The organism is Mycolicibacterium aurum (assembly GCF_900637195.1).
Taxonomy (GTDB): Bacteria; Actinomycetota; Actinomycetes; order Mycobacteriales; family Mycobacteriaceae; genus Mycobacterium; species Mycobacterium aurum.
In genome coordinates, this window is the sequence record NZ_LR134356.1 from 2,939,786 (window position 1) to 2,960,083 (window position 20,298).

At 67.3% G+C, this 20,298-nt stretch carries 21 protein-coding genes; 11 read left to right on the forward strand and 10 right to left on the reverse strand.

Annotated elements, in window-relative coordinates; genetic code table 11:
• Nucleotides 1-35 precede the first annotated feature (35 nt).
• The gene (locus tag EL337_RS14055; RefSeq protein ID WP_048634515.1) at nt 36-1,496 is read right to left on the reverse strand and encodes a hypothetical protein; all 1,461 of its coding nucleotides are present in this window, start codon (nt 1,494-1,496) and stop codon (nt 36-38) included.
• 274 nt (nt 1,497-1,770) lie between these two features.
• On the opposite strand from EL337_RS14055, the gene EL337_RS14060 reads away from it, so the two are divergent.
• Nucleotides 1,771-2,208 (forward strand): MOSC domain-containing protein, encoded by a 438-nt coding sequence (locus tag EL337_RS14060; RefSeq protein ID WP_048634553.1) that lies wholly within the window; start codon nt 1,771-1,773, stop codon nt 2,206-2,208.
• 3 nt (nt 2,209-2,211) lie between these two features.
• On the opposite strand, the gene EL337_RS14065 is transcribed toward EL337_RS14060, so the two are convergent.
• Nucleotides 2,212-2,769 carry a hypothetical protein gene (locus tag EL337_RS14065; RefSeq protein ID WP_048634554.1) on the reverse strand — a complete coding sequence of 186 codons (558 nt, stop codon included), beginning with the start codon at nt 2,767-2,769 and terminating at the stop codon, nt 2,212-2,214.
• 121 nt (nt 2,770-2,890) lie between these two features.
• Here EL337_RS14065 and EL337_RS14070 point away from each other — a divergent pair, with 121 nt between their 5' ends.
• On the forward strand, nt 2,891-3,502 hold the full coding sequence (locus tag EL337_RS14070; protein WP_048634555.1) for a YdcF family protein: 612 nt from the start codon (nt 2,891-2,893) through the stop codon (nt 3,500-3,502).
• Nucleotides 3,503-3,522: 20 nt separating this feature from the next.
• Nucleotides 3,523-4,236, forward strand: coding sequence for a CPBP family intramembrane glutamic endopeptidase (locus EL337_RS14075; protein ID WP_048634516.1), 714 nt, complete (start codon nt 3,523-3,525; stop codon nt 4,234-4,236).
• Here EL337_RS14075 and EL337_RS14080 read toward each other — a convergent pair whose 3' ends face one another.
• The 5 genes from EL337_RS14080 to EL337_RS14100 form a co-directional block, all read right to left on the reverse strand.
• Complete coding sequence (locus EL337_RS14080) at nt 4,237-6,060, reverse strand: fatty acyl-AMP ligase (RefSeq protein WP_048634517.1); 1,824 nt, start codon at nt 6,058-6,060, stop codon at nt 4,237-4,239. It lies immediately after the preceding gene.
• Nucleotides 6,061-6,142: 82 nt separating this feature from the next.
• The gene (locus EL337_RS14085) at nt 6,143-7,333 is read right to left on the reverse strand and encodes a PE-PPE domain-containing protein (protein WP_232786888.1); all 1,191 of its coding nucleotides are present in this window, start codon (nt 7,331-7,333) and stop codon (nt 6,143-6,145) included.
• 417 nt (nt 7,334-7,750) lie between these two features.
• Nucleotides 7,751-8,362 (reverse strand): NlpC/P60 family peptidoglycan-binding protein RipD, encoded by a 612-nt coding sequence (ripD, locus tag EL337_RS14090; RefSeq protein WP_048634519.1) that lies wholly within the window; start codon nt 8,360-8,362, stop codon nt 7,751-7,753.
• A 195-nt stretch (nt 8,363-8,557) separates the two neighbouring features.
• Nucleotides 8,558-9,055 carry a thiol peroxidase gene (gene tpx / locus EL337_RS14095; RefSeq protein ID WP_048634520.1) on the reverse strand — a complete coding sequence of 166 codons (498 nt, stop codon included), beginning with the start codon at nt 9,053-9,055 and terminating at the stop codon, nt 8,558-8,560.
• A 42-nt stretch (nt 9,056-9,097) separates the two neighbouring features.
• A complete protein-coding gene (locus EL337_RS14100) occupies nt 9,098-9,781 on the reverse strand; it encodes a DUF899 domain-containing protein (RefSeq protein WP_048634521.1) in 684 nt (227 codons plus the stop codon).
• Between the two features lie 89 nt (nt 9,782-9,870).
• Between EL337_RS14100 and tenA the strand changes: the two genes are divergently transcribed.
• The 5 genes from tenA (at nt 9,871) to aceA (ending at nt 16,196) form a co-directional block, all read left to right on the forward strand.
• On the forward strand, nt 9,871-10,569 hold the full coding sequence (gene tenA / locus EL337_RS14105) for a thiaminase II (RefSeq protein ID WP_048634522.1): 699 nt from the start codon (nt 9,871-9,873) through the stop codon (nt 10,567-10,569).
• A 73-nt stretch (nt 10,570-10,642) separates the two neighbouring features.
• The gene (locus tag EL337_RS14110; protein WP_048634523.1) at nt 10,643-11,914 is read left to right on the forward strand and encodes a GTP cyclohydrolase II; all 1,272 of its coding nucleotides are present in this window, start codon (nt 10,643-10,645) and stop codon (nt 11,912-11,914) included.
• A gap of 34 nt (nt 11,915-11,948) precedes the next feature.
• Nucleotides 11,949-13,211, forward strand: a complete 1,263-nt coding sequence (locus tag EL337_RS14115) for a URC4/urg3 family protein (protein WP_048634524.1) — start codon at nt 11,949-11,951, stop codon at nt 13,209-13,211.
• Nucleotides 13,211-13,858 carry a uracil phosphoribosyltransferase gene (gene upp, locus EL337_RS14120; RefSeq protein WP_048634525.1) on the forward strand — a complete coding sequence of 216 codons (648 nt, stop codon included), beginning with the start codon at nt 13,211-13,213 and terminating at the stop codon, nt 13,856-13,858. Before EL337_RS14115 ends, upp begins: the two co-directional genes overlap by 1 nt.
• A gap of 49 nt (nt 13,859-13,907) precedes the next feature.
• Complete coding sequence (aceA, locus tag EL337_RS14125; protein ID WP_048634526.1) at nt 13,908-16,196, forward strand: isocitrate lyase ICL2; 2,289 nt, start codon at nt 13,908-13,910, stop codon at nt 16,194-16,196.
• A gap of 15 nt (nt 16,197-16,211) precedes the next feature.
• Here aceA and EL337_RS14130 read toward each other — a convergent pair whose 3' ends face one another.
• Nucleotides 16,212-16,988 (reverse strand): enolase C-terminal domain-like protein, encoded by a 777-nt coding sequence (locus EL337_RS14130; RefSeq protein ID WP_048634527.1) that lies wholly within the window; start codon nt 16,986-16,988, stop codon nt 16,212-16,214.
• Between the two features lie 53 nt (nt 16,989-17,041).
• Here EL337_RS14130 and EL337_RS14135 point away from each other — a divergent pair, with 53 nt between their 5' ends.
• Together EL337_RS14135 and EL337_RS14140 are read left to right on the forward strand one after the other, a co-directional pair.
• Nucleotides 17,042-18,187: a hypothetical protein gene (locus EL337_RS14135; RefSeq protein WP_048634528.1), complete on the forward strand. Its 1,146-nt coding sequence runs from the start codon at nt 17,042-17,044 to the stop codon at nt 18,185-18,187.
• A gap of 25 nt (nt 18,188-18,212) precedes the next feature.
• Nucleotides 18,213-18,956 (forward strand): glutamine amidotransferase, encoded by a 744-nt coding sequence (locus tag EL337_RS14140; RefSeq protein WP_048634529.1) that lies wholly within the window; start codon nt 18,213-18,215, stop codon nt 18,954-18,956.
• An 8-nt stretch (nt 18,957-18,964) separates the two neighbouring features.
• Here the strand turns inward: EL337_RS14140 and EL337_RS14145 are convergent, their stop codons facing one another.
• Together EL337_RS14145 and EL337_RS14150 are read right to left on the reverse strand one after the other, a co-directional pair.
• Nucleotides 18,965-19,339 carry a group I truncated hemoglobin gene (locus tag EL337_RS14145; RefSeq protein ID WP_048634530.1) on the reverse strand — a complete coding sequence of 125 codons (375 nt, stop codon included), beginning with the start codon at nt 19,337-19,339 and terminating at the stop codon, nt 18,965-18,967.
• A 102-nt stretch (nt 19,340-19,441) separates the two neighbouring features.
• A complete protein-coding gene (locus EL337_RS14150) occupies nt 19,442-19,735 on the reverse strand; it encodes a Dabb family protein (RefSeq protein ID WP_048634531.1) in 294 nt (97 codons plus the stop codon).
• A gap of 77 nt (nt 19,736-19,812) precedes the next feature.
• Between EL337_RS14150 and EL337_RS14155 the strand changes: the two genes are divergently transcribed.
• The gene (locus tag EL337_RS14155) at nt 19,813-20,277 is read left to right on the forward strand and encodes a Fur family transcriptional regulator (RefSeq protein WP_048634532.1); all 465 of its coding nucleotides are present in this window, start codon (nt 19,813-19,815) and stop codon (nt 20,275-20,277) included.
• Nucleotides 20,278-20,298 lie beyond the last annotated feature (21 nt).

The window sequence follows — 20,298 nt, forward strand, 5'->3', positions numbered from 1 at the left end:
GCCTGGTCTCCCGGCTGATCCGTCGTATCGGGCGATCAGTCCTTGGCGCCGCCCGAACCGGACGAGCCCTTGTCCGAGCCGGACTTGGTCGCGGTACCGGTGCCGGACTTCTTCGCCTCGGATGACGTGGCCGACTTGTCCGCCGCGCTGCTGGGCTTCTTCGACTCGGAGGACGATCCGGACTTGTCGCCGCTCGTGCTGCTGGGCTTCTTGAGACCGTCGGTGACCTTCGAGATGGTCGAGTTGATGGATTCACGCACGTTCTTCAACGTCTCGCTTGTCGCGGTCGGCTTCCGGTGCTTGGGTCCGCTCGACGCGGGTGCCTTGCCCGCCGCCGTGCTGGTGGCCGTCACGTCGCTCTCGGCCGCCGGAGTCTCCTCGAGGGTGTCGGTGTCGGTGCTCTCCGCGACGGTCGCGGACACGACGGTCGGCGACGCGACGGTCGGCGACGCAGCGGTGTCGGGATCCTCGAAGACCGGGCCCGGCACCGGCTCGTTCTCCGGGTTCGGAACGAACGGCGCGCAGATCGCGCACTGGGTTCCCAGCACGAAGGGGTTGAAGGCGGTGTTCACGCCGTTGGCCAGGCTGGTGAGGCTGCCGGTGACCAGTTCGGGGGTGACGGGCTTGAAGTCGCCGGCCTCCGGGGTCTTGGTCAGGCTGTTGTAGAAGCTGGTGAACGGGGCAGAGGCGTCCAGCTTGACGTTCTCACCGGACCAGGGCACCTCGGGGCCGTCCTCGTCCTTGACGTAGCACTGACCGTCCTCGCTGCACGTGATGCCGGCCCGCGTCTCCGGAAAGGTGTAACCCTGCGGCGAAAAGAGATCCACAATGTGACGAAGATCAAACATTTTGCTGAGAATTGCCTCCGGGTGGTCACAGGAACCCACCCCGGTGCCGGTGCACCCGACGTCCATCGGTAGCTGGGACGCGGCGACCGCGGCAAACATGTTGCCCAGAGGAACCGACAGCGCCGGGAAGGGCACCAGGATGTTGGTAATCGCCTGGTACCGCGACGGGTCCGCAGGGTCGGTGCCCAGGATGTTCGTCTGGCTGTAGAGCCACCAGCTACCCGTGTAGCGCAGGTTCCTGCCCAGACCCGCAACACTTCCCTCGGGTTGGGTCAATGTGACGCCCTCGAAGGTCGGCTGGAAGCTGAATTCGCTGTTGGGCTCCGAGCCGTACTCCACGTTGCCCTCACCCAGGGCGGTGAAGAAGTTGTACGGGGTATTCGCCAGTGCGATAAACAAGTTGGCCGGGATGTTGAAGACGTTGGTGCTGTCGGCGGTGGACGTGATCGGTGTCACAGCCGTCGGCGAAGCCGGTTCCTGACACAGTGCGCTGGCATCGGTGGTGCAGGTCTGCGTCGCAGCGACCAGCCCCACCTCGAAGCTTGCCGTACGCAGCTGCTGCGGGGTGGCGATGGGTGTCGCGGAGATGACGCCGGCGCCCACGAGGGCGACTCCCGCGGTGACATAGGTACGTGCTGCTGTGGGCATGTAGGGCCCCCTCCAAAATTTCCTAGCGTGAACCCCGACCGCTCGAAACGTAGCCAGAATGTGACCTGGTGTCTACCCACATGAGAGGTATTCACATAATCAGGTCATTTGCTAACGGATCCGTCAGTAAATAGCCGAACCCCGAATTGGCAAATAAAAATCAACGCACGCGACGAAATCTGCGCCCGAATGCGACGCATACCGCCGAATTCGGATGCCGGCCGCACCCCGACCTGTCGGCGCCCCGCCGGGCCCCGACATAGACTCGCGCATCATGCGGATCGTTGCCGTCCACATCGCCCCCGGGCGGAAGATCCCGACCCGTTCGGTGGACACCGTGACCGCCGAAGCCGGCAAGGGGTTGGTCGGTGACCGCTACCACGGCACTCGACATCGGCACGTGACGATCCAGTCCCGGGAACTGCTCGAGCGCGCCGCGGCCGACCTGGGCCACCCGATCGATCCCGGTGCGACGCGCCGCAACTTGACAGTCGATACCGGCGAGATCCCGACGCGCCCCGGAACCCGGCTGCGGGTCAATGACGTCGAGTTGGAGGTTGTCCGGGTGTCTGCGCCGTGCCGGCTCCTCGATGACTGGATCGGTCCCGGGGCGGCCAGGGCGCTCCATCAACGCGGCGGCTCCGTCTGCCGCGTGCTGACGTCAGGGCCGATCCGGGTCGGCGACGATCTGCAGGTGGTCCCGGCCGACTGAGGCTCAACCTCCGTCGGCACCGACCTCGGCGGGCAGTGGTGGGGGCAGTGACGTGGTCGGTGCGGTCGGCGATGACGGGGTTGAGGGCGCGGACTCCACGGACTCCCCGGACTCCCCGGATTGCGTGGGCGACGGCGTCGTCGAACCCGACGAACCGGCGCGGTGGAAGTCCACCATCGGTTCGTCGCGGATGACCTTCTCGTCGGCGCTGACCACGAGGTCCTCGGAGGTCACCATGTACTCGATGCCGTCGTTGGACGCGGTGAACGCGCCGTCGGAGGACCGTGTTGCGGGCGCGATCAGCCGTGCACCGTCACGGACCCGCACACCGCGGTACTCGAAGTTGCCGTCGGCGTCACGGCAGATCGCCACCCGTGAACTGGCGGTACTTCCGAAGACGACAACCGTGTCCGGCGCAGTGCACCGGGCGGTGGAGTCGAGATAGCCCTGACCGTCGTAGGCAGGGGCGGGCGACGCAGCCGGCGCGGTGAGAACCAGCAGCGGCATGGCGGCGACCGCAGCGACGGTGACGCGACGAGGGATCAGCAGTGGGAAAGACATCACCTTCCACCAGACCACGTGACAGCGTCCCGCGCGAATACCTGCCCCCGATGAACGCGCATCGTTGGCGGTTCGAGACCGGACCGTAATGTCTTCCACCGCCGTGGCGATGAACCGATTGATGACTCAACGACCTGGCCTGACGTTGCGTGGTGCGGCGGTCCGGTGCCGAGCGGTGCTTGTGGCACTGGCGCTGGCTGTTGCTCTGGTGTCCGGCGCTGTCCCGGCAGGCATCGCGCAGGCCGCGCCCCCGGTGGTCGCAAAGGACTTCTCGAAGCCGGCGATCGTCATCCTCGGCTATGGGCTCACGCCGAGCGGCACCATGCGGCTGATCCTGCACACCCGCGTTCTCGCCGGTTTGGCGGTGGCTCAGATCTTTCCGCAGGCACCGATCATCGTCACCGGCGGAAACCCCCGCAACGGCAACACCGAGGCCGGCCAGATGAGCAAGATGTTGCGGCTCTACGGCATTGCCCCCGAGCGGATCATCGTCGAAGACAGGGCCAACAGCACTGTGCAGAACGCCGCGTTCTCGGTGCCGCTGGCCAAGCAGGCGGGCACGTCGGGCATCATCTTGGTGACATCGTCGTCCCACCAGGACCGAGCGGACGGGAACTTCGCCGACGCGGGCGGCAATGTGCTGGCGACCGTCAGCTTTCCCGACAACAATCCCTCCATCAACATTGCCCAGTTCGTCCGCGACGTGATCAGTCCGTTCGTGGCGATCACGTAGCCGTGCATTAGCGTCTGGCTGTGGTAGCCGAACAACAGTCGCTCCCCCGCCGACATCGCTGGGGTCTGGGTGCTTTCGTCGTGGTGGAAGCGGCCTATCTGCTGGCGTCGATCCTCCTGGCCATGCAGTTCTCAGGCCCGGGGCCCGCCGACGTCGCAGTCGTGGTCCTGGTGGTCGGCGCGCCGAGCATTCTGGCCGCGGCTCTGGCCATCCTGATCACCCGGGTGCGGGGAAACGGACCGGGCATCGACCTGCGTCTGCAATGGTCATGGCGCAGCGCAGGATTCGGCCTGCTGTTCGGAGTCGCCGGCCTGTTCGTCACCATCCCGGCCTCGCTGCTGTGGACCGCGATCGTGGGAGAGGATGCGAACTCTGCCGCCGGCCTGGTGTTCGGCGAGGCCCGGGGAACCTGGGCCTGGGCGGTCGTGGTGTTCGTGCTCATCGCCGGCGTCGCACCGATCTGCGAGGAGATCGTGTATCGCGGCTTGCTCTGGGGCGCACTGGAACAACGCTGGGGACGCTGGATCGCGTTCGGTGTCAGCACCGTCGTCTTCTCGGTCGCCCACCTGGAGTTGACCCGCACTCCCTTGCTCCTGATCGTGGCCATCCCCATCGGTCTGGCGCGTTTGTACACCGACAGTCTCAGCGCAAGCATCGTCGCCCATCAGGTGACCAACCTGTTGCCGGGCCTGGTGCTGATGTTCACCGTCGCCGGGGCTCTTCCGGCCGTCTGATCAGCCGAATGCGCCGTCCAGATACTCTGCACGGCAAGCACTCCGGGCGAGCTTGCCACTGGTGGTACGTGGGATGGCACCCGCTGGCACCACGCGGACATCGGTGACCGACACGCCGTGGCGCCGCCTCACCTCCGACCGGATCGCTTCGTCGGCCGCGGCCCGGTCGAGCCGTCCCGTACCGGCAGCGCGTTCGGCGACGACGACGACGTCGTGCCCGGTGACCGAGAACGCGGCGACGTAGCCACGCCGGACCATCGCCGAGGCGTCGGCGGCCGTGCTCTCGATGTCGTGGGGATAGTGAGTGCGTCCGTCGATGGTCAGCACGTCAGCGGTACGGCCGGTCACATACAGCTCTCCGTGCAGGTAGAAACCGAGATCGCCCGTTCGGAGCCAGCTCCCGTGTCGCTGTGAGCCCGCGGCGTGGGTGCCGGTGGCCAGCGTGGCAGCCAACTGTGCGTGGAACGTCTGTCGGGTCTGCTCGGCCAGACCCCAGTAGCCTCGTCCCACATTCTGGCCCTGCACCCAGATTTCCCCGACCAGACCGTCGGCGAGCTCGGCGCAGCTGTCCTGATCGACGATGACGCACCACTGGCTCCGCGCCACCTGTCCGCAGGAGACGTGGGCAACCGCTCGCGGATGGTCCGCGGGCACCGGCGAGGCACGACCCTGCGCGAGCACGTCCCGATCGAGGTACACCACGCCGGCTTCTGCGTCGGGTGCGATCGTCGAGACGAACAGGGTGGCCTCGGCGAGTCCGTACGACGGTTTGAACGCGGTGCGGGGCAGATGGAATGGCGCAAACGCCTTGTTGAATGCGGTGATGGCGCCGATGCTGACGGGTTCCGAACCGATGATCATCACCACGTTGCGCAGGTCGATATCGGCGTGTTCGTCCGGCACCCCGCGCTGCGCGGTCCATTCGTAGGCGAAGTTCGGTGCCGCGGTCACGACGCGACCGACCTGCGACCCTGCGGACAGCGCCTCGATCCAGCGCAGGGGCCTTCGGATGAACGCGGTCGGGGACATCAGCGTCGAGTGACCGCCGTACACCGCGGGAAAGCCGATCATGGACAGCCCCATGTCGTGAAACAGCGGCAACCAGCTGACGCCGTGGGTGTTCCGGTCGAGGAGGTCGATCGACAGGATCATCTGCAGCAGATTGGTGCCGACGGCACGGTGGGTGATCTCCACCCCGACCGGTGGCCGCGTCGCGCCCCCTGTGTACTGGAGATGGGACACGTCGAGGACGTCGATGGGAGCCGGGACGAACCCGGCGGCGCAACCGTCGTCGATCTCGTCGATCACGAGGACTGTCGGCCGGTCCGATGCGGGCAGGCTTTTCAAGAAGGACTCGACCGCCTCGCGCACGGCCGCCGTGGTCAGCACCGCGGTGGGACGGGCATCGCGCAGTGCGGTGTCGAGGCGCTCGGCGTGCCCGGGCAGCTCGGGGGCGAACAGTGGTACCGCTATCGTCCCGGCCTTGACCGCGGCGAAGAAGCCGGCCACGTAGTCAAGGCTTTGGGGTGCCAGGACCGCCACTCGGTCGCCCCGCCGGGATACGCGCTGGATGTGCGCCCCGATCGCACGCATGCGCACGCCGAGCTCGGTCCACGTCATCTCGCGCGGCCGGACACCTGCCGGGTCCGAGAAATCCAGATACCGGTAGGCGATTGCGTCGCCGACGTTGGCGATGTTGCGATCGATCAGCGAGACCAGCGTCACGCCGGGTGGTAGTGCGATCCCGCCATCGGCGTCGAGGCAGTCCTCGATGTGCAGCAGGCCTTCGCCGAGCGCGGCGTCCGAACCGGTCTCGCGGTGCATGCTGACAGTTTAGGAACGCCGCAGCGGTGGAGGCAATCACGTTGCACAGCAGGGAATGTGGCGGTATGTGCCCGTTGGCCGATCAGCCGTCCGAGCTGCCCCCGCCGGAATCCGAATCCGAGCCCGAGCCTGACTCTGAGCCCGGTCCCGGATCCGAGTCTGAGTTCGCCCCGGGAGTCGAGGATGACTCGGCAGCGGCGGACGACTCGGTGTCGGCGTCGTCGTCGGTGCCGTCCGTGTCGTCGGTGGCGTCCGTGTCGTCGGCTGCTGTGTCCTCGTCGATCGCCTCGCCGTCGAGTCCGTCCGAGTCCTCGTCGGAGTCCAGCGACGGCTCGTCGAGATCGACTGTGGGCAAACTGCTTTCGGAGTCCAGCTCGTCGGTATCGACCTTGGCGTGTCTGCCTGTCCGGGTGCTCGCGGCAGGCTGCACGTCAAGCGACGCAGTCTGCACACCGGAGGTCCCGTCGGTCGCCTCGGCGTCGGTGGAGGCGGAAAGCTGTTGTGCGACCGAACCTGTGGTGGCGCTCTCGACGAGGCCCGGGTAGTTGCGGTCGTAGGCTTTGTCGATGATCGCTTTCAGTGGGGCGTTGAGCGAGTCGGCCAGCTCGGTCAGTCCGAGGAGGCGCAGCGGCTGCAGCAGCGGAATGTTCTCACTGCGGATCAGCACGTAGGTGGTGTTGCCGTCGACCCACGTGAGCTTCTCGGCGGTCTCGAGATCCACATCTGCGTAGCCGAAAATGTGCACGTACTGGAAACCTGCCAGCGCATTGGCCACGGCGAGGATGTTCAGTGGGTTGTCGGGGAAGTCCGCGGCGCCATCGTACTCGATGGCGATGTCCACCACGGAGTATTGGCTGTCCGGCGTAGGAGTGTCGATGCCGAGGTCGCTCCGGATCCCGCCGTACTTGCGCTGCGGGTTGGCGGCCAGCACGAATGACAGATTGTCCGGAGAGGGCGCGAACACGCTACCGGCGTTCTGCTTGATCCAGTTGGACGCGATGGTCGCACCCTGGGAGTACCCGAGGACCGTCGTCGGCGGTGGCGTCGTCGCGAGCGCCCACTGCAAGGCGATGAGGCCGGTGATCTCTGCCGGCACCTCCGGCGCTCCGTCGAGGTAACGGACCTCTGAGCAGGAATTACCCGACTGTTCGGAGCAGTAGGCGCCGTTGAAAATGTTCTCCATGTCCCCGTCGATGGCGCCACCGAACGTGTAGCCGTTAAGCGTGAGGACATTTGCTGTCAAGGTGTACGTCGGCGGGGCACCGACACTCATTGCAGCAACCGTTGCGGCGCCGGCCGCAGCGAGGATTCCGCGCACTTGGGTCCTTTACTGGGACGGTCCATGGGAACTGGATGTTGACTTGTGTAGCGAAAGGGAGATTAATCCACACCTGTCAATCCCACAATATTTCAGTAAAACTCGTAGCTGGGGCCTACGTCCGCGCACCGCCGCCGCGCAACGGCCGGCGGCTTGGTCATGGCGCAGCTCGCACGGAGAACCTGTGGTGACCTCGGTCACTCTTCCTGCCGTGGCGAACCCGATACCCGAAAACGCAGATGCCGCCGACGGGCCCCGAAAGCGTTTGCTATCGAGGGCCGGTCGGCGGCTCCGTTGCGCGGCGTGCGCGAGTGAAAGACTTTGCGGCCAAAGTGCTTTCGATAGGAAAGACGTCGGCGTCAGTACCGGATCTCAGGCGATGATGCGGACCAGGTAGGGGGTCATCCCGTTGGTGCGGACAGGCGACACCGCCACGCCGGAATCGGTGGTCTCCACCATCTGGCCGTTGCCGATGAACAGCGCCACACTCTGGGTGCCCTCGTCGCCGTAGAAAATGAGATCGCCGGGCAGCGCCAGCGACGGCACGACCTTCTGGCCCACCTTGTACATCTCGCCCGAGCTCCGCGGCAGCTTCACCCCGACGCCGGCATAGGCGTAGACCATCAGGCCGGATGCGTCGAAGCCGACCACCTCGATCCGCGGCGCCGGGGCGGGCGCCGGGATGCCGAGGTCGGGCGTGACGCCAGGCAGGTTCAGGCCGGGCGCAAGGTCCAGCGACTGAGCGTCGACCTCGGCCTGATCCGGCGACGGCTCCGGTTCCGGGAGCGCGACGGTCCCCTTGCTCGGGCCGGACGCGCCGCCGCCGCCGTAGGCGAAGGGCACCCCTCGCTGGGACAGGGCACGGGCGATCACGGCTTCGACCGCCTTCTGGTTTGTCGCCGAGCGTCCAGGCTGGGCCGTCGCCAGACCTGGCGTCGCCAACAAGAGGGCGAGACCGATCACCAAGACGAAGACGCGTCGCATTGCACTTCCTGCTTTCCAGCCGCCAGCGCCTTCACAGACGCTGAACTCATTGATTAACAACAGTCACTATGACCACTTCTACACCACCCGAAGTGGCGTTTTGATGTCGTCGCAGGACGCTGAATCAAGGAGATGCGGGACCGGAACCGAACGGTGACCTACCCCGGCGCGTCGCCCTCTATGGTGTGTCGCGCGTCACGAGCTCAGTGCGGCCAACGCAGCGTCGTAATCGGGCTCCTGACCGATCTCGGGCACCAGCTCGGTGTAGGTGACATTGCCGTCCGCTCCGACCACGACCACCGCCCGTCCGAGCAGGCCGGCCATCGGACCATCGACGATGGAGATGCCGTAGTCGTCACCGAAGCTGTCCCGGAACGCCGACGCGCTGGTGACATTCTCGATTCCCTCGGCGCCGCAGAATCGCTTCAGCGCGAACGGCAGGTCCTTGGACACGTTGAGCACCGTCACGCCGCCCGACGCCGCAGACTCGTTGAACTTGCGGATGCTGGCGGAACACACAGGTGTGTCCACCGACGGAAAGATGTTGAGCAGCAGCGGCTTACCGCGGAATTGGTCGTCACCGACGACGCCGAGGTCCGTGCCCACGAGGGTGAAGCCGGGTGCCGCCGATCCGACAGCGGGCAGCTCACCAACGGTGTTGATCGGATTTCCACGCAAAGTTATCTGTGCCATGGACACAGTCTGCCAAGCGCGCAGGTGACCGTCGCGCCGGGGCTATGTCCCGTACAGGCGCGCGACGTCCGGCGAGTCCAGCCACCGCGAATACGTCGGGCTCTTCGGCCAGCCGTCCGGCGAGTCCTGCCACTCCTCCTGGCGGCCCCACGGCAGGACGTCGATCAGCGGGAACGTGTGGCTGAGCTGCTCGGTCCCCCGGCCGTTGGTGTGCCAGGTCCGGTACACGGTGTCGCCGTCACGCAAGAAGACGTTGACACCGAACCCGGTGTTGGGCGCGGCGTCGACGTCGGCGGCGAAGGGGCTCTCCGATGAGGAGTACCAGTCCATCGTGTTACCCACCTTGGTCCGATAGGCCAGGGCTTCGTCGATCGGCCCCGACGTGACGATCACGAACCGGGCATCGTAATTGGCCAGGAAGTCCAGCCGGGTGAACTGAGAGGTGTAACCGGTACACCCGCCGCACTGCCATTCGGCACCGTCGCGCCACATGTGGTTGTAGACGATCAGCTGAGCGTGGCCGTCGAAGATGTCCACCAGGCGGACCGGGCCGTCGGCGCCGATCAACGTGTAGTCGGGCATTTCGACCATCGGCAGGCGCCGTCGCTGCGCCGCGATGGCATCGAGTTCGCGGGTCGCGGCCTTCTCGCGGGCGCGGAGCTCGGCAAGTGCCGTGCGCCAGGTGTCGGCGTCGACCACGGGCGGCATGGCGGTCGTGTCAGTCATTACAGTCAGCCTCCGGCAGTTGATCTCGGTCTCGGGTCATGGTGTTGACCCACCGACCGCCGAATACTCATCGCGAGGAGGAATCCGGTATGAGCGTGGCCCCGCGCATCGGCCCGAACGTCTCAGGGTCGTGGTCGACATCGTTGTGGACGGACATCGCGCCGACGTTCGACGCGATCATCGCCCACCCGTTCGTCACCGGGCTCACCGACGGCAGTCTGGATGCCGATGCGTTCGCCGGCTACGTGGCCCAGGACGTCCATTACCTGCGCACCTACGCCCGGGCGCTGGCCCTCGTCGCGGCCAAGGCGCCGACGCTGGCCGACACGGCCATGTTCGCCAGGCACGCGGCCGAGGTCTTCGACGTCGAACTCGCACTGCACGGCGAGCTGCTGCCTGCGCTGGGGCTGTCCGTCGCGTCCGTCGACGCCGCGCCGGTGTCGCCCACCACGCAGGCCTACAACAGCTATCTGCTCGCCACCGCGTACGGAGGCAGCTTCGCCGACGGGTTGGCGGCGGTACTGCCCTGCTACTGGATCTACGCCGAGGTCGGCGCCGAGCTGCTCTCGCGGGGCTCGACGGATCCGCGCTACCAGCGCTGGATCGACAGTTACGGCGGCGACGACTTCGCGGCGACCGTCACGGAGGTGCTGGCACTGGCCGACCGCACCGGGCCGACGCTCACGCCGGGCGACGAGGCCGCAGCGCGAGCACATTTCGTGACGACCGCCCGCTACGAGTGGATGTTCTTCGACGCGGCCCTCCGGCGGGAGGAGTGGCCGGTGTGAGTGGGGCTGGTCGTTCCCGGCGCATCGGCCCCGCACTGACTATGCTGGCGGCTTTCCACCGAGGAGGAGGGTCATGCCTGCCGATGCCGCCGCGCCGCCACCCCCCAGGTCCGCGGGCGGGCACATCAGGCTCACGTCGCACAGCGCAGGAGACGGCGCTCCCCCGCTCCGCTGGGGCGCACCCACCGCTGCCGAGCGAGGCCCGGTCGTCGGCACCACCACCACCAGGGCCCATCGCAACGTCGTCGGCACCCACAGCGGCGCCTACGGTGTCTACCGCGCGCTGGCCGTCGCCGCAGGAAAGCTCTCTCGCGAACACCGTGCCGACCTCACCGACACCTCGCCGACGGATGTCATCGGTCCCCACCCGCAGTGGGCGGATCCCGCGGCGATCGTCAGCCTCGACCCGTGGGGGGCGTTGGTCGCCGATGCCTTCGGGGCGCACATCGCCGCGGGGATCGACGTCCGTCCGACCATCGCGGTGACCAAGGCGCAGGTGATCCTGCCCGAGGTGCACGAGGCGATTTTCAAGGGCCGGTTGGTGCCGGACGGACGTGTCCTGCTGGCCACCGGCGCCGCGCAGGTGACCAAGGCCGCTATCGAGCCCGTCTGGTACCTACCGGGTGTCGCCGAGCGCTTCGGGTGCAGCGAAAACGACTTACGCCGAGTGCTTTTCGAGGAGACGGGAGGGATGTACCCCGAGCTGGTCACCCGCTCGGACCTCGAGGTGTTCCTCCCGCCGATCGGCGGCCAGACGCTCTACATCTTCGGCGACCCGCGGCACCTGTCCGACTCCGCCGTCGAGCTGACCGCCCGCGTGCACGACGAGTGCAACGGCTCGGACGTGTTCGGGTCCGACATCTGCACCTGCCGGCCGTACCTGACCCACGCCATCGAGGAATGCATCCAGGGCGCCCAGCGCGGCGGCGTCGGCCTGGTCGCCTACTCCCGCAAAGAGGGCCGCGCACTGGGCGAGGTGACGAAGTTCCTCGTCTACAACGCGCGCAAACGCCAGGTCGGCGGCGACACCGCCGATCGGTACTTCGCCCGCACCGAGTGCGTGGCGGGTGTGCAGGACATGCGGTTCCAGGAGCTCATGCCCGACGTGCTGCATTGGCTGGGTGTCACCAAGATTCACCGGCTGGTGTCGATGAGCAACCTGAAGTACGACGCGATCACGGGGTCGGGTATCGAGGTCGGCGAGCGGGTGTCGATTCCCGACGAGCTGATCCCCGCCGACGCGCAGGTCGAGATGGACGCCAAGACCGCGGCCGGGTACTACACCCCCGGTGTGGTGCCGGACGTCGAGGAGCTGAAGAAAGCCAAAGGCCGGGGGTTGCAGTAGCAATGACGAACGCTTGCGCGAAGCGCAGATTGCCATGACGGTCGGCGCGGGCATCGCCGGCACCGAGCTCGACGCCTCCCGCCCCGAGGACGCCGCGAGGCTGCTGCGCAGCACCGCTGCGGTGCGGGCACGGTCGGTGCAGCTGCTCGAGCGGGCGCGGGCCGGTGAGTCCCGGTGGTTCACCGTCGACGACGGCGGGGTGGCCGCCGCCGCTGACCAGGTCGCGGCCGTCACGCGAGATCGCTATCCCGACCTGGTGATTCCGTACCACAGCAGGTGGCGCCATTTCGAGGCCGGCGGGGTCGACCGCAAAGCCGAGCTCGAGCGGCTTCTCGGCGACGCCGACGAGCGGGAGCGGGCGCAGGCGATGATCGACCTGACCGTGGTGAGCGTGCTGCTGGACGCCGGTGCGGGCGCGGAGTGGGAATACGTGGAGACGCGCGCGGACTCGCGCGCCACGTTCAGCCGCTCGGAGGGGTTGGGTGTCGCCAGCTTTCACGGGTTCGTCGACGGCGCGTTCTCCAGCGACGCGGACCATCCGCTGCGGGTGGACGCCGAGGGGCTACGCACACTGACCGAGCAGCGCCTGGCCGCCGTGTTGCAGGTGAGGCCGGACAACCCGCTGGTCGGCCTGTCCGGCCGCGTCACGCTGATGCGCCACCTCGGGGACACGCTGGCGGCCGCGCCCGATGTCTTCGGCGCACACGGCAGGCCCGGCGGTGTGTTCGACGGCCTCGCCGGGGACGGCACCGTGCACGCCCACGACATCCTGGTGCGCCTGCTCACCTCGTTCTCCCCGATCTGGCCTTCCCGCAACATGATCGACGACATCTCGCTGGGCGACTGCTGGCGTCACGAGGCCGTCCCGGGACCCGGGCTGACAGCGGGCTGGCTGCCGTTGCACAAGCTGTCCCAGTGGCTGACCTATTCACTGATCGAGCCGTTCGTGTGGGCCGGGGTGGAGGTGAGCGGCATCGACGAACTCACGGGTCTGCCTGAATACCGCAACGGGGGTCTGCTTCTCGACAGCGGGGCGCTGCGGCTGCGTGACCCGGGCGTCGGCAGTCAGACCTGGACGCCGGACAGCGAGCCGGTGGTCGAGTGGCGGGCGTTGACGGTGGCACTGCTCGACGAGCTGGCTCCGCTGGTCCGCGACCTGCTGGGCGCGGATGCGCAGCGCATGCCGCTCGCGTGTGTCCTCGAAGGCGGCACCTGGGCAGCCGGGCGCGCGTCGGCGCGGCAGCTGCGCGACGGTCTGCCGCCGCTGTCCGTGGCCAGCGACGGTACGGTCTTCTGATGGCCGACAGTCCGCAGCCGGGCGGGATCCATGTGGTCGACCACCCCCTGGTGCAGCACAAGATCACGCTGATGCGACGAAAAGATGCGTCCACCAACAGCTTCCGCCGACTGGTGCGCGAGGTATCGGCGATGATGGCCTACGAGGTGCTGCGTGATATCGCGCTCGACGAGATCGAGGTCGAAACCCCGATGGAATCCACGACCGGCAACGTCATCGACGGTAAGAAATTGGTGTTCGTGTCGGTCCTGCGGGCGGGCACAGGCATCCTCGACGGGATGCTGGAGGTGGTGCCGTCCGCGCGGGTCGGTCACATCGGCCTCTACCGGGATCCGAAAACACTTGTGGCCGTGGAGTATTACTTCAAGATGCCGGGCGACCTGCGGGAGCGCGACGTGGTGGTGGTGGACCCGCTTCTTGCCACCGGCAACTCGGCGGTCGCCGCGGTCGACAGGCTCAAGGAGTGCCAGCCCAAGTCGATCAAGTTCGTCTGCCTGCTGACCTGCCCCGAAGGGATCGCAGCGATGGCGGAGGCGCATCCCGAGGTGCCGATCTACACCGCCGCGGTGGACCGCGAGCTCGACGAGCGCGGCTACATCCTGCCGGGCCTCGGCGACGTCGGCGACCGGTTCTTCGGCACCAAATAGCCCCGGCTATTCCCTCCCCCCCACCCGGCCCGCGCCGTAGGCTTGGCCGATGGCCATCATCGAAGCTGACCTCCAGCCCCAGACTCCGTTCGAGCGGGATGTCGCCGACACGCAGCGTTACTTCGACAGCCCGAGGTTCGACGGGATCATCCGCCTCTACACCGCGCGGCAGGTCGCCGAGCAGCGTGGCACCATCCCCGTCGACTATCCCGTCGCGCGGGAGGCGGCGACGGCGTTCTTCCCGCATCTGCGCGAGCTGTACGCCAACGGCAGGAGCATCACGACGTTCGGCCCCTACTCCCCCGGCCAGGCCGTCGTGATGAAACGTATGGGGATCGAGGGGATCTATCTCGGCGGCTGGGCCACGTCGGCCAAGGGATCCATCAGCGAGGACCCAGGACCCGACCTCGCCAGCTATCCGCTGAGCCAGGTACCCGAGGAAGCGGCCAGCATCGTGCGCGCACTGCTGACCGCCGACCGCAACCAGCAGTACCTGCGATTGCAGATGAACGAGGCACAGCTCAAGACGACGCCGGCGTACGACTACCGGCCGTTCATCATCGCCGATGCCGACACGGGTCACGGTGGTGATCCTCACGTGCGCAACCTGATCCGGCGTTTCGTCGAAAGCGGCGTGCCCGGGTACCACATCGAGGACCAGCGCCCCGGGACCAAGAAGTGCGGCCATCAGGGCGGCAAGGTACTCGTGCCGTCCGACGAACAGATCAAGCGTCTCAACACCGCCCGCTTCCAGCTCGACATCATGCGGGTGCCCGGGATCATCGTTGCCCGGACCGACGCCGAGGCGGCGAACCTGATCGACAGCCGCGCCGACGAGCGGGATCAGCCGTTCCTGCTCGGCGCCACCAACCTGAAGATCCCGTCGTACAAGTCGTGCTTCCTGGCGATGGTGCGGCGGTTCTACGACAAGGGCGTCACCGAGCTCAACGGCCACCTGCTGTATGCGCTGCCCGACGGCGAATACGCGACCGCCGAGGCCTGGCTGGAGCGCAACGGCGTGCTGGCCCTGATCGACCAGACGGCCGCGGCCTGGCAGGACGGAACGGAATCGTCCGTCGACGCCGCGTTCGACAAGGTGGAGAATCAGTTCGTCGATGCGTGGCAGGACGACGCCGGCCTGAACACCTACGGCGAGGCCGTCGCCGAACTGCTGGAATTCCGGGAGCGCGAAGGCGAACCCTCGGGCATGAGCGTCGCCGACTGGCGGACATTCGCCGAGCGGGCGCCGCTGTACACGGCGCGCGAGAAGGCCAAGGAGCTCGGCGCCGACGTGGCGTGGGACTGCGAACGGGTCAAGACGCCGGAGGGTTACTACCAGGTGCGCGGCGGCATTCCGTACGCGATCGCGAAGTCGTTGGCGGCCGCGCCGTTCGCGGATATTCTCTGGATGGAGACCAAGACCGCCGACCTGGCCGATGCCAAGCAGTTCGCCGATGCGATCCACGCGGTGTATCCCGACAAGATGCTCGCCTACAACCTGTCTCCGTCGTTCAACTGGGACACCACCGGGATGACCGACGAGGAGATGCGGGCCTTCCCCGAGGAAATCGGCAAGATGGGGTTCGTCTTCAACTTCATCACCTACGGCGGCCACCAGGTCGACGGTGTCGCGTCCGAGGAGTTCGCCACCTCGCTACGACAGGAGGGCATGCTCGCGCTGGCGCGTCTGCAACGCAAGATGCGACTCGTCGAATCCCCCTATCGCACACCGCAAACCCTGGTCGGCGGGCCGCGCAGCGACGCAGCGCTGGCGGCGTCGTCGGGCCGGACGGCAACCACGAAGTCGATGGGCAAAGGTTCGACGCAGCACCAGCACCTCGTGCAGACCGAAGTGCCGAAGAAACTGCTGGAGGAATGGCTGGCGCTGTGGAGCGAACACAACAAGCTGCCGGAGCGACTGCACGTCCAGCTGCGGCCCCGGCGGGCCGGTTCGGACGTGCTGGATCTGCAGATCCTGGGTGACGGGGAGGAGCCGCTGGCCAACGTCGTCGTCGACCCGATCAAGGACCGGCACGGTCGCAGCATCCTGACCGTGCGCGATCAGAACACCTTCGCCGAGCAACTGCGTCAGAAGCGGCTGATGGACGTGATCCACCTGTGGCTCATCCACCGCTTCAAGGCGGAGATCGTCTACTACGTGACGCCGACCGAGGACAACATCTATCAGACCGAGAAGATGAAGTCGCACGGGATCTTCAGCGACGTCTACCAGGAGGTCGGCGAGATCATCGTCGCCGATGTGAACCAGGCGCGGATCGACGAGCTCCTCGCCCCCGACCGTGCTGCTCTGACCCGCCTGATCAGCAAGCAGGACTGAGTTTTCCGGTCACTGTCAGATCAGCGCGGCGGCCCGGTGCAGGAGGTCGCGCCACCGGCCGACCACGTCCGGGTCGGTGACGGCGAACCGGGCCAGCCGCGCCGGGTCGGGTGCGGCGGGCATGGGCGCGGCGGGAAGGTGACCGTCGCTGGGGACCAGGGACCGGGGCGACGAAACGACGTCACTGTCGCGTAGCCACTCGGGTACCTGGCCACAGGCGAACGGCAGGTCCGGCAGTGCCGCGGCGAGTGCGACATCGGCGGCCAGCCCGATGCTGGTGGTTCCGGTGAAATTCACCACCGCCGGTAGTCCGAGCTTTTCGGCGCGACGTAGTGCACGCCGCACTCCCCCGAGCGCACCGCAGCGCAGCACGGCGACGTCGGCGCACTGCGGGTCGACCGCGAGCAGGGCCGCGTCGACGGCGACGGGCACGTCCACGAGCCGGCGCACCGACCTGGCGTCGTCGCAGCTGCGGCAGATCACCTCCACCAGCTCGACGTCGTCGGCCACGCGCATGATCGCGTCGACAGCTGCAGCGACATCATCCACCTCGACGACGGGACGAAGTCCGTCGGAGACCGGCACCCGTCCGCGCACCGCGTCGGGCCATCCGACCGTGCTCGGTTCCATCGCCGCGGTGAGCCAGCGCGCGGCCAGCGCGTCGTCGGCACCGGCGGGCGGGCTGAACTCGCCCCAGCCCTGCGGTCCGTCCAGCAGCACGCCTTCGCGCAGGCCCGCTGCAGTCGGCACGGCGAATACCGGTGCGTCGTCGAAATCGATGAGTGTTCTCACTGTCCGACAAACCTATCTCGGCTATCCGGCTTGGACGTGATTGAGTGAGCGCCATGCCGATCGACGAGCTCCGCCACCTCGCCGAATCCCTCCGGGGCCTCGGTGCGTCCGCGGCGGCCGCCGACTGGGACGACGACGCAGCCCTGTTCCGGGCCGAAGAGCAGGCCCGCACGGAGCTCGCGACGATGTCCATCGGCGCCGATATCGCCGCCGCCGCGGCGGACCCGCACTGGCGTGGCCGGGCACACGACCGCGCCGCCCGGACGGTGGAGCGCGGCACCCCCACGTCACCGGATCAGGCACGCGCGAATGCCGTTGTCGCGGTGAGCCTTGCCCGTGCAGCGGTGGCCGAGGCCGTCATCGCCGTCGCCGAATCCCGGCGCGCGACATCGGAAGCGGCCGGGGAGCCGGCCCGCAGCCGGGCCGTCGCGGGTTGGGGACGCCACGTCGGTTCTCTGGGCGGTCCCGTCGCCGGCGAAATGCGCCACCTGCTGGCCGACCGGCCCCGCGCGATCCTCGCCCGCGTCGTCATCACGCTCGCGATCGCGATGTCGCTGGTCACCTTCTATCACCTGACCGGGTTGACCAGGTACGACGACGCCGGGCGGCTCACGCTGTACCTGTTCTCGGCTGTGGTGGGCAGCGTCATCTGCACCAACGCGTTGTGCTTCGAGGCCGAGCGGGTGCGCGCCATGCTGCAGAGCGGCACGCCGCTGTGGCGGATCCTGGTGTCGAAGAATCTCGCGATGGCGGCTCTGGTGACCCTGGCGGGCCTGCCCGTGGTCGCGTTTCTCACGATCACCGCGGACGTCAATCCGGTGCCGATGATCGATCAGCTGGTGACGATGGTGTTCATCTGGCTGGGAGTCGGCAACGTGCTCTCCGTCGTCTTTCCGCTCCGCCACGAGCCCGTGTCCGCTCGACTGCGGGACGGCACCTGGCGTCCCTTTCTGCTGTCGTTCGCCCTGTCCTACGGCGTCGGCCTGACGGTGAACCTGATGATCTACTGGCGGTTGTGGGCCAAGTACAAGGCGTCCACGGAGTTGGCCGGCGGCGCCTGGGCGGCCTTCACAATGGTGCTCGCCAGCGCAATGCTCAGCTGGGTTCTGCTCACGGTGTTCGCGGTGGCATGCAGTCGTGACCCGCGGATACGCCGGGTGCTCTCACGCGAGATGGTGGTCTACCGCGCATCCGGGTGATCGAGGCGGTCGATAGTCTTACGCGGTGGCCGACGCCCCTTTTCTGCTGTTGTCGATCCGCGGCGAGGACGAAGCCGCCGACGACGAGTACGGGGCGATGATGCGGTTCGCCGGCCTCGACGAGCCAGGCATGCACCGAATCCGGCTGACCCATCGGGAACTCGGCGACATCGATCTGTCGCACTGGTCGGGGATCATCCTGGGCGGTGGGCCCTACAACGTCAGCGACGAACGTGTCGCCAAGTCGCCGACCCAGGTCCGCGTCGAGACGGAACTGGCCGGCCTGCTGGCCGAGGTGGTGGAACGAGACTTTCCGTTCCTGGGCTGCTGTTATGGCGTCGGGACTCTGGGTGCGACGGTCGGGGCGGTGGTCGACCGATCACACCCCGAGCCGGTCGGCGGTTTAACCGTTGCGCTGACCGCAGAGGGTCGCCAGGATCCGCTGTTCGCCGGACTCCCCGACACGTTCGACGCCTACGGCGGGCACAAGGAGGCAGCTTCGGTTCTGCCGCCGCACGTCACGCGCCTCGCGACGTCCGCGGACTGTCCGGTGCAGGCGTTCCGGGTGGGAACCAATGTGTACGCGACCCAGTTCCATCCCGAGCTCGATCTGACCGGGATCTGCACGCGGATCGACGTCTACAAGACCTACGGATACTTTGCCCCGGAGACCGCGGAATCTCTGAAAGAGGCTGCGAGGCAACGATCGGTGACCCACCCGATGGCGATCCTTCGCACCTTCGTGCAGCGCTACACCCGATCGGCGTAGCGGCACGGTCAGCTGGCGCGCGCTGAGGTCCCTGGGCTCACGACCTCGGCCGGCAGCGGAGCCAGCCGGGCGCCGACCGCCTCGATGACCGACGGGCTCACGCCGAGATCGCTGAGGGTGTCGATCAGGTGCTCGACCACCCGGTCGAAGTGCTCAGGCCGAATGTTCGAGTACGCGTAGCCTTCTCGCGTCACAGCTCCGAGGTAGGGATCCGGCTCGCCGATGGCTGCCGCGATGAAGGAACGCTGGTGGCTTTTCAAGGCCTTCATGTCGATGCCGTCGACGTACTGACTCAGTGCGGGGTCGGCGATCACTCTGCGGTAGAGATCGTCGACAGCCGCCGTGACAGCCGGGCGTCCGCCGATCTGGTCGAACATACTCATTTCGAGAGGGTGGCCCTCCCCAGTAACGCCCGGCTGCGCGCTGTTTTCCGAACGGGTTAACTTGTCCTCACCGCCGTGCGCAACAGCCGGTGAGGTTGCGCGTCAGGAGTCCGCGATCTCGAACTGTGCCCGCGCGATCTGGTCGACGAACGGCGCGAGCCGGGCCCGCAGCGCGTTGTGCGCGGCGTCGTCGTCGTAGGCGCGGTAGGCGGCGACGTCCTCGAAGTCCGCGACGATGACGAAGTCCCAGTTTCCGTCGCGCAGGCCCGCGTCGGTCCCGATCGTGTAGCGCACCGTCCCCGGAGTCTGCAGGTTGCGCAGCCCGTCCTGGATTGCTGTCACCTCGTCGGCGTCGTAGCCGTTCACGAGCTTGGCCAGAACCACGTTTCGGATCACGCAGGCACCCTAACAGGGTCCTGTAATCGCCCCGATTAATTCTTGACTCAGTCCAGACAAGGAGGTAGAACTGCGGTGTGACCTCGGACTACGCGAACATACTTCGCGGCGCGGACCTCCGCGTGACCCGTCCGAGGATAGCCGTCCTGGACGTCGTCGCAGGGCATCCACACGCCGACACCGACACGATTTTCAGCGCGGTGCGCCGCGCGCTCCCCGATGTGTCGCGGCAGGCCGTCTACGACGTGCTGGCGGCGCTGACATCGGTAGGTCTGGTTCGAAAGATCCAGCCGTCGGGATCGGTCGCCCGCTACGAATCGCGGGTCGGCGACAACCATCACCACGTCGTCTGCCGATCCTGTGGCGCCATCGCCGACGTCGACTGCGCCGTCGGTGAAGCGCCGTGCCTCGTTCCGGCCGATCCCGTCGGCAGCCTCGACGGCTTCGTGGTAGACGAGGCGGAGGTCGTCTACTGGGGCATCTGCCCCGAGTGTTCGGCTCCCGAGGGCTCCGCCGAGGAGATTTCCCGATCACAACCGTGATCACAGTCCCAATTCACCACA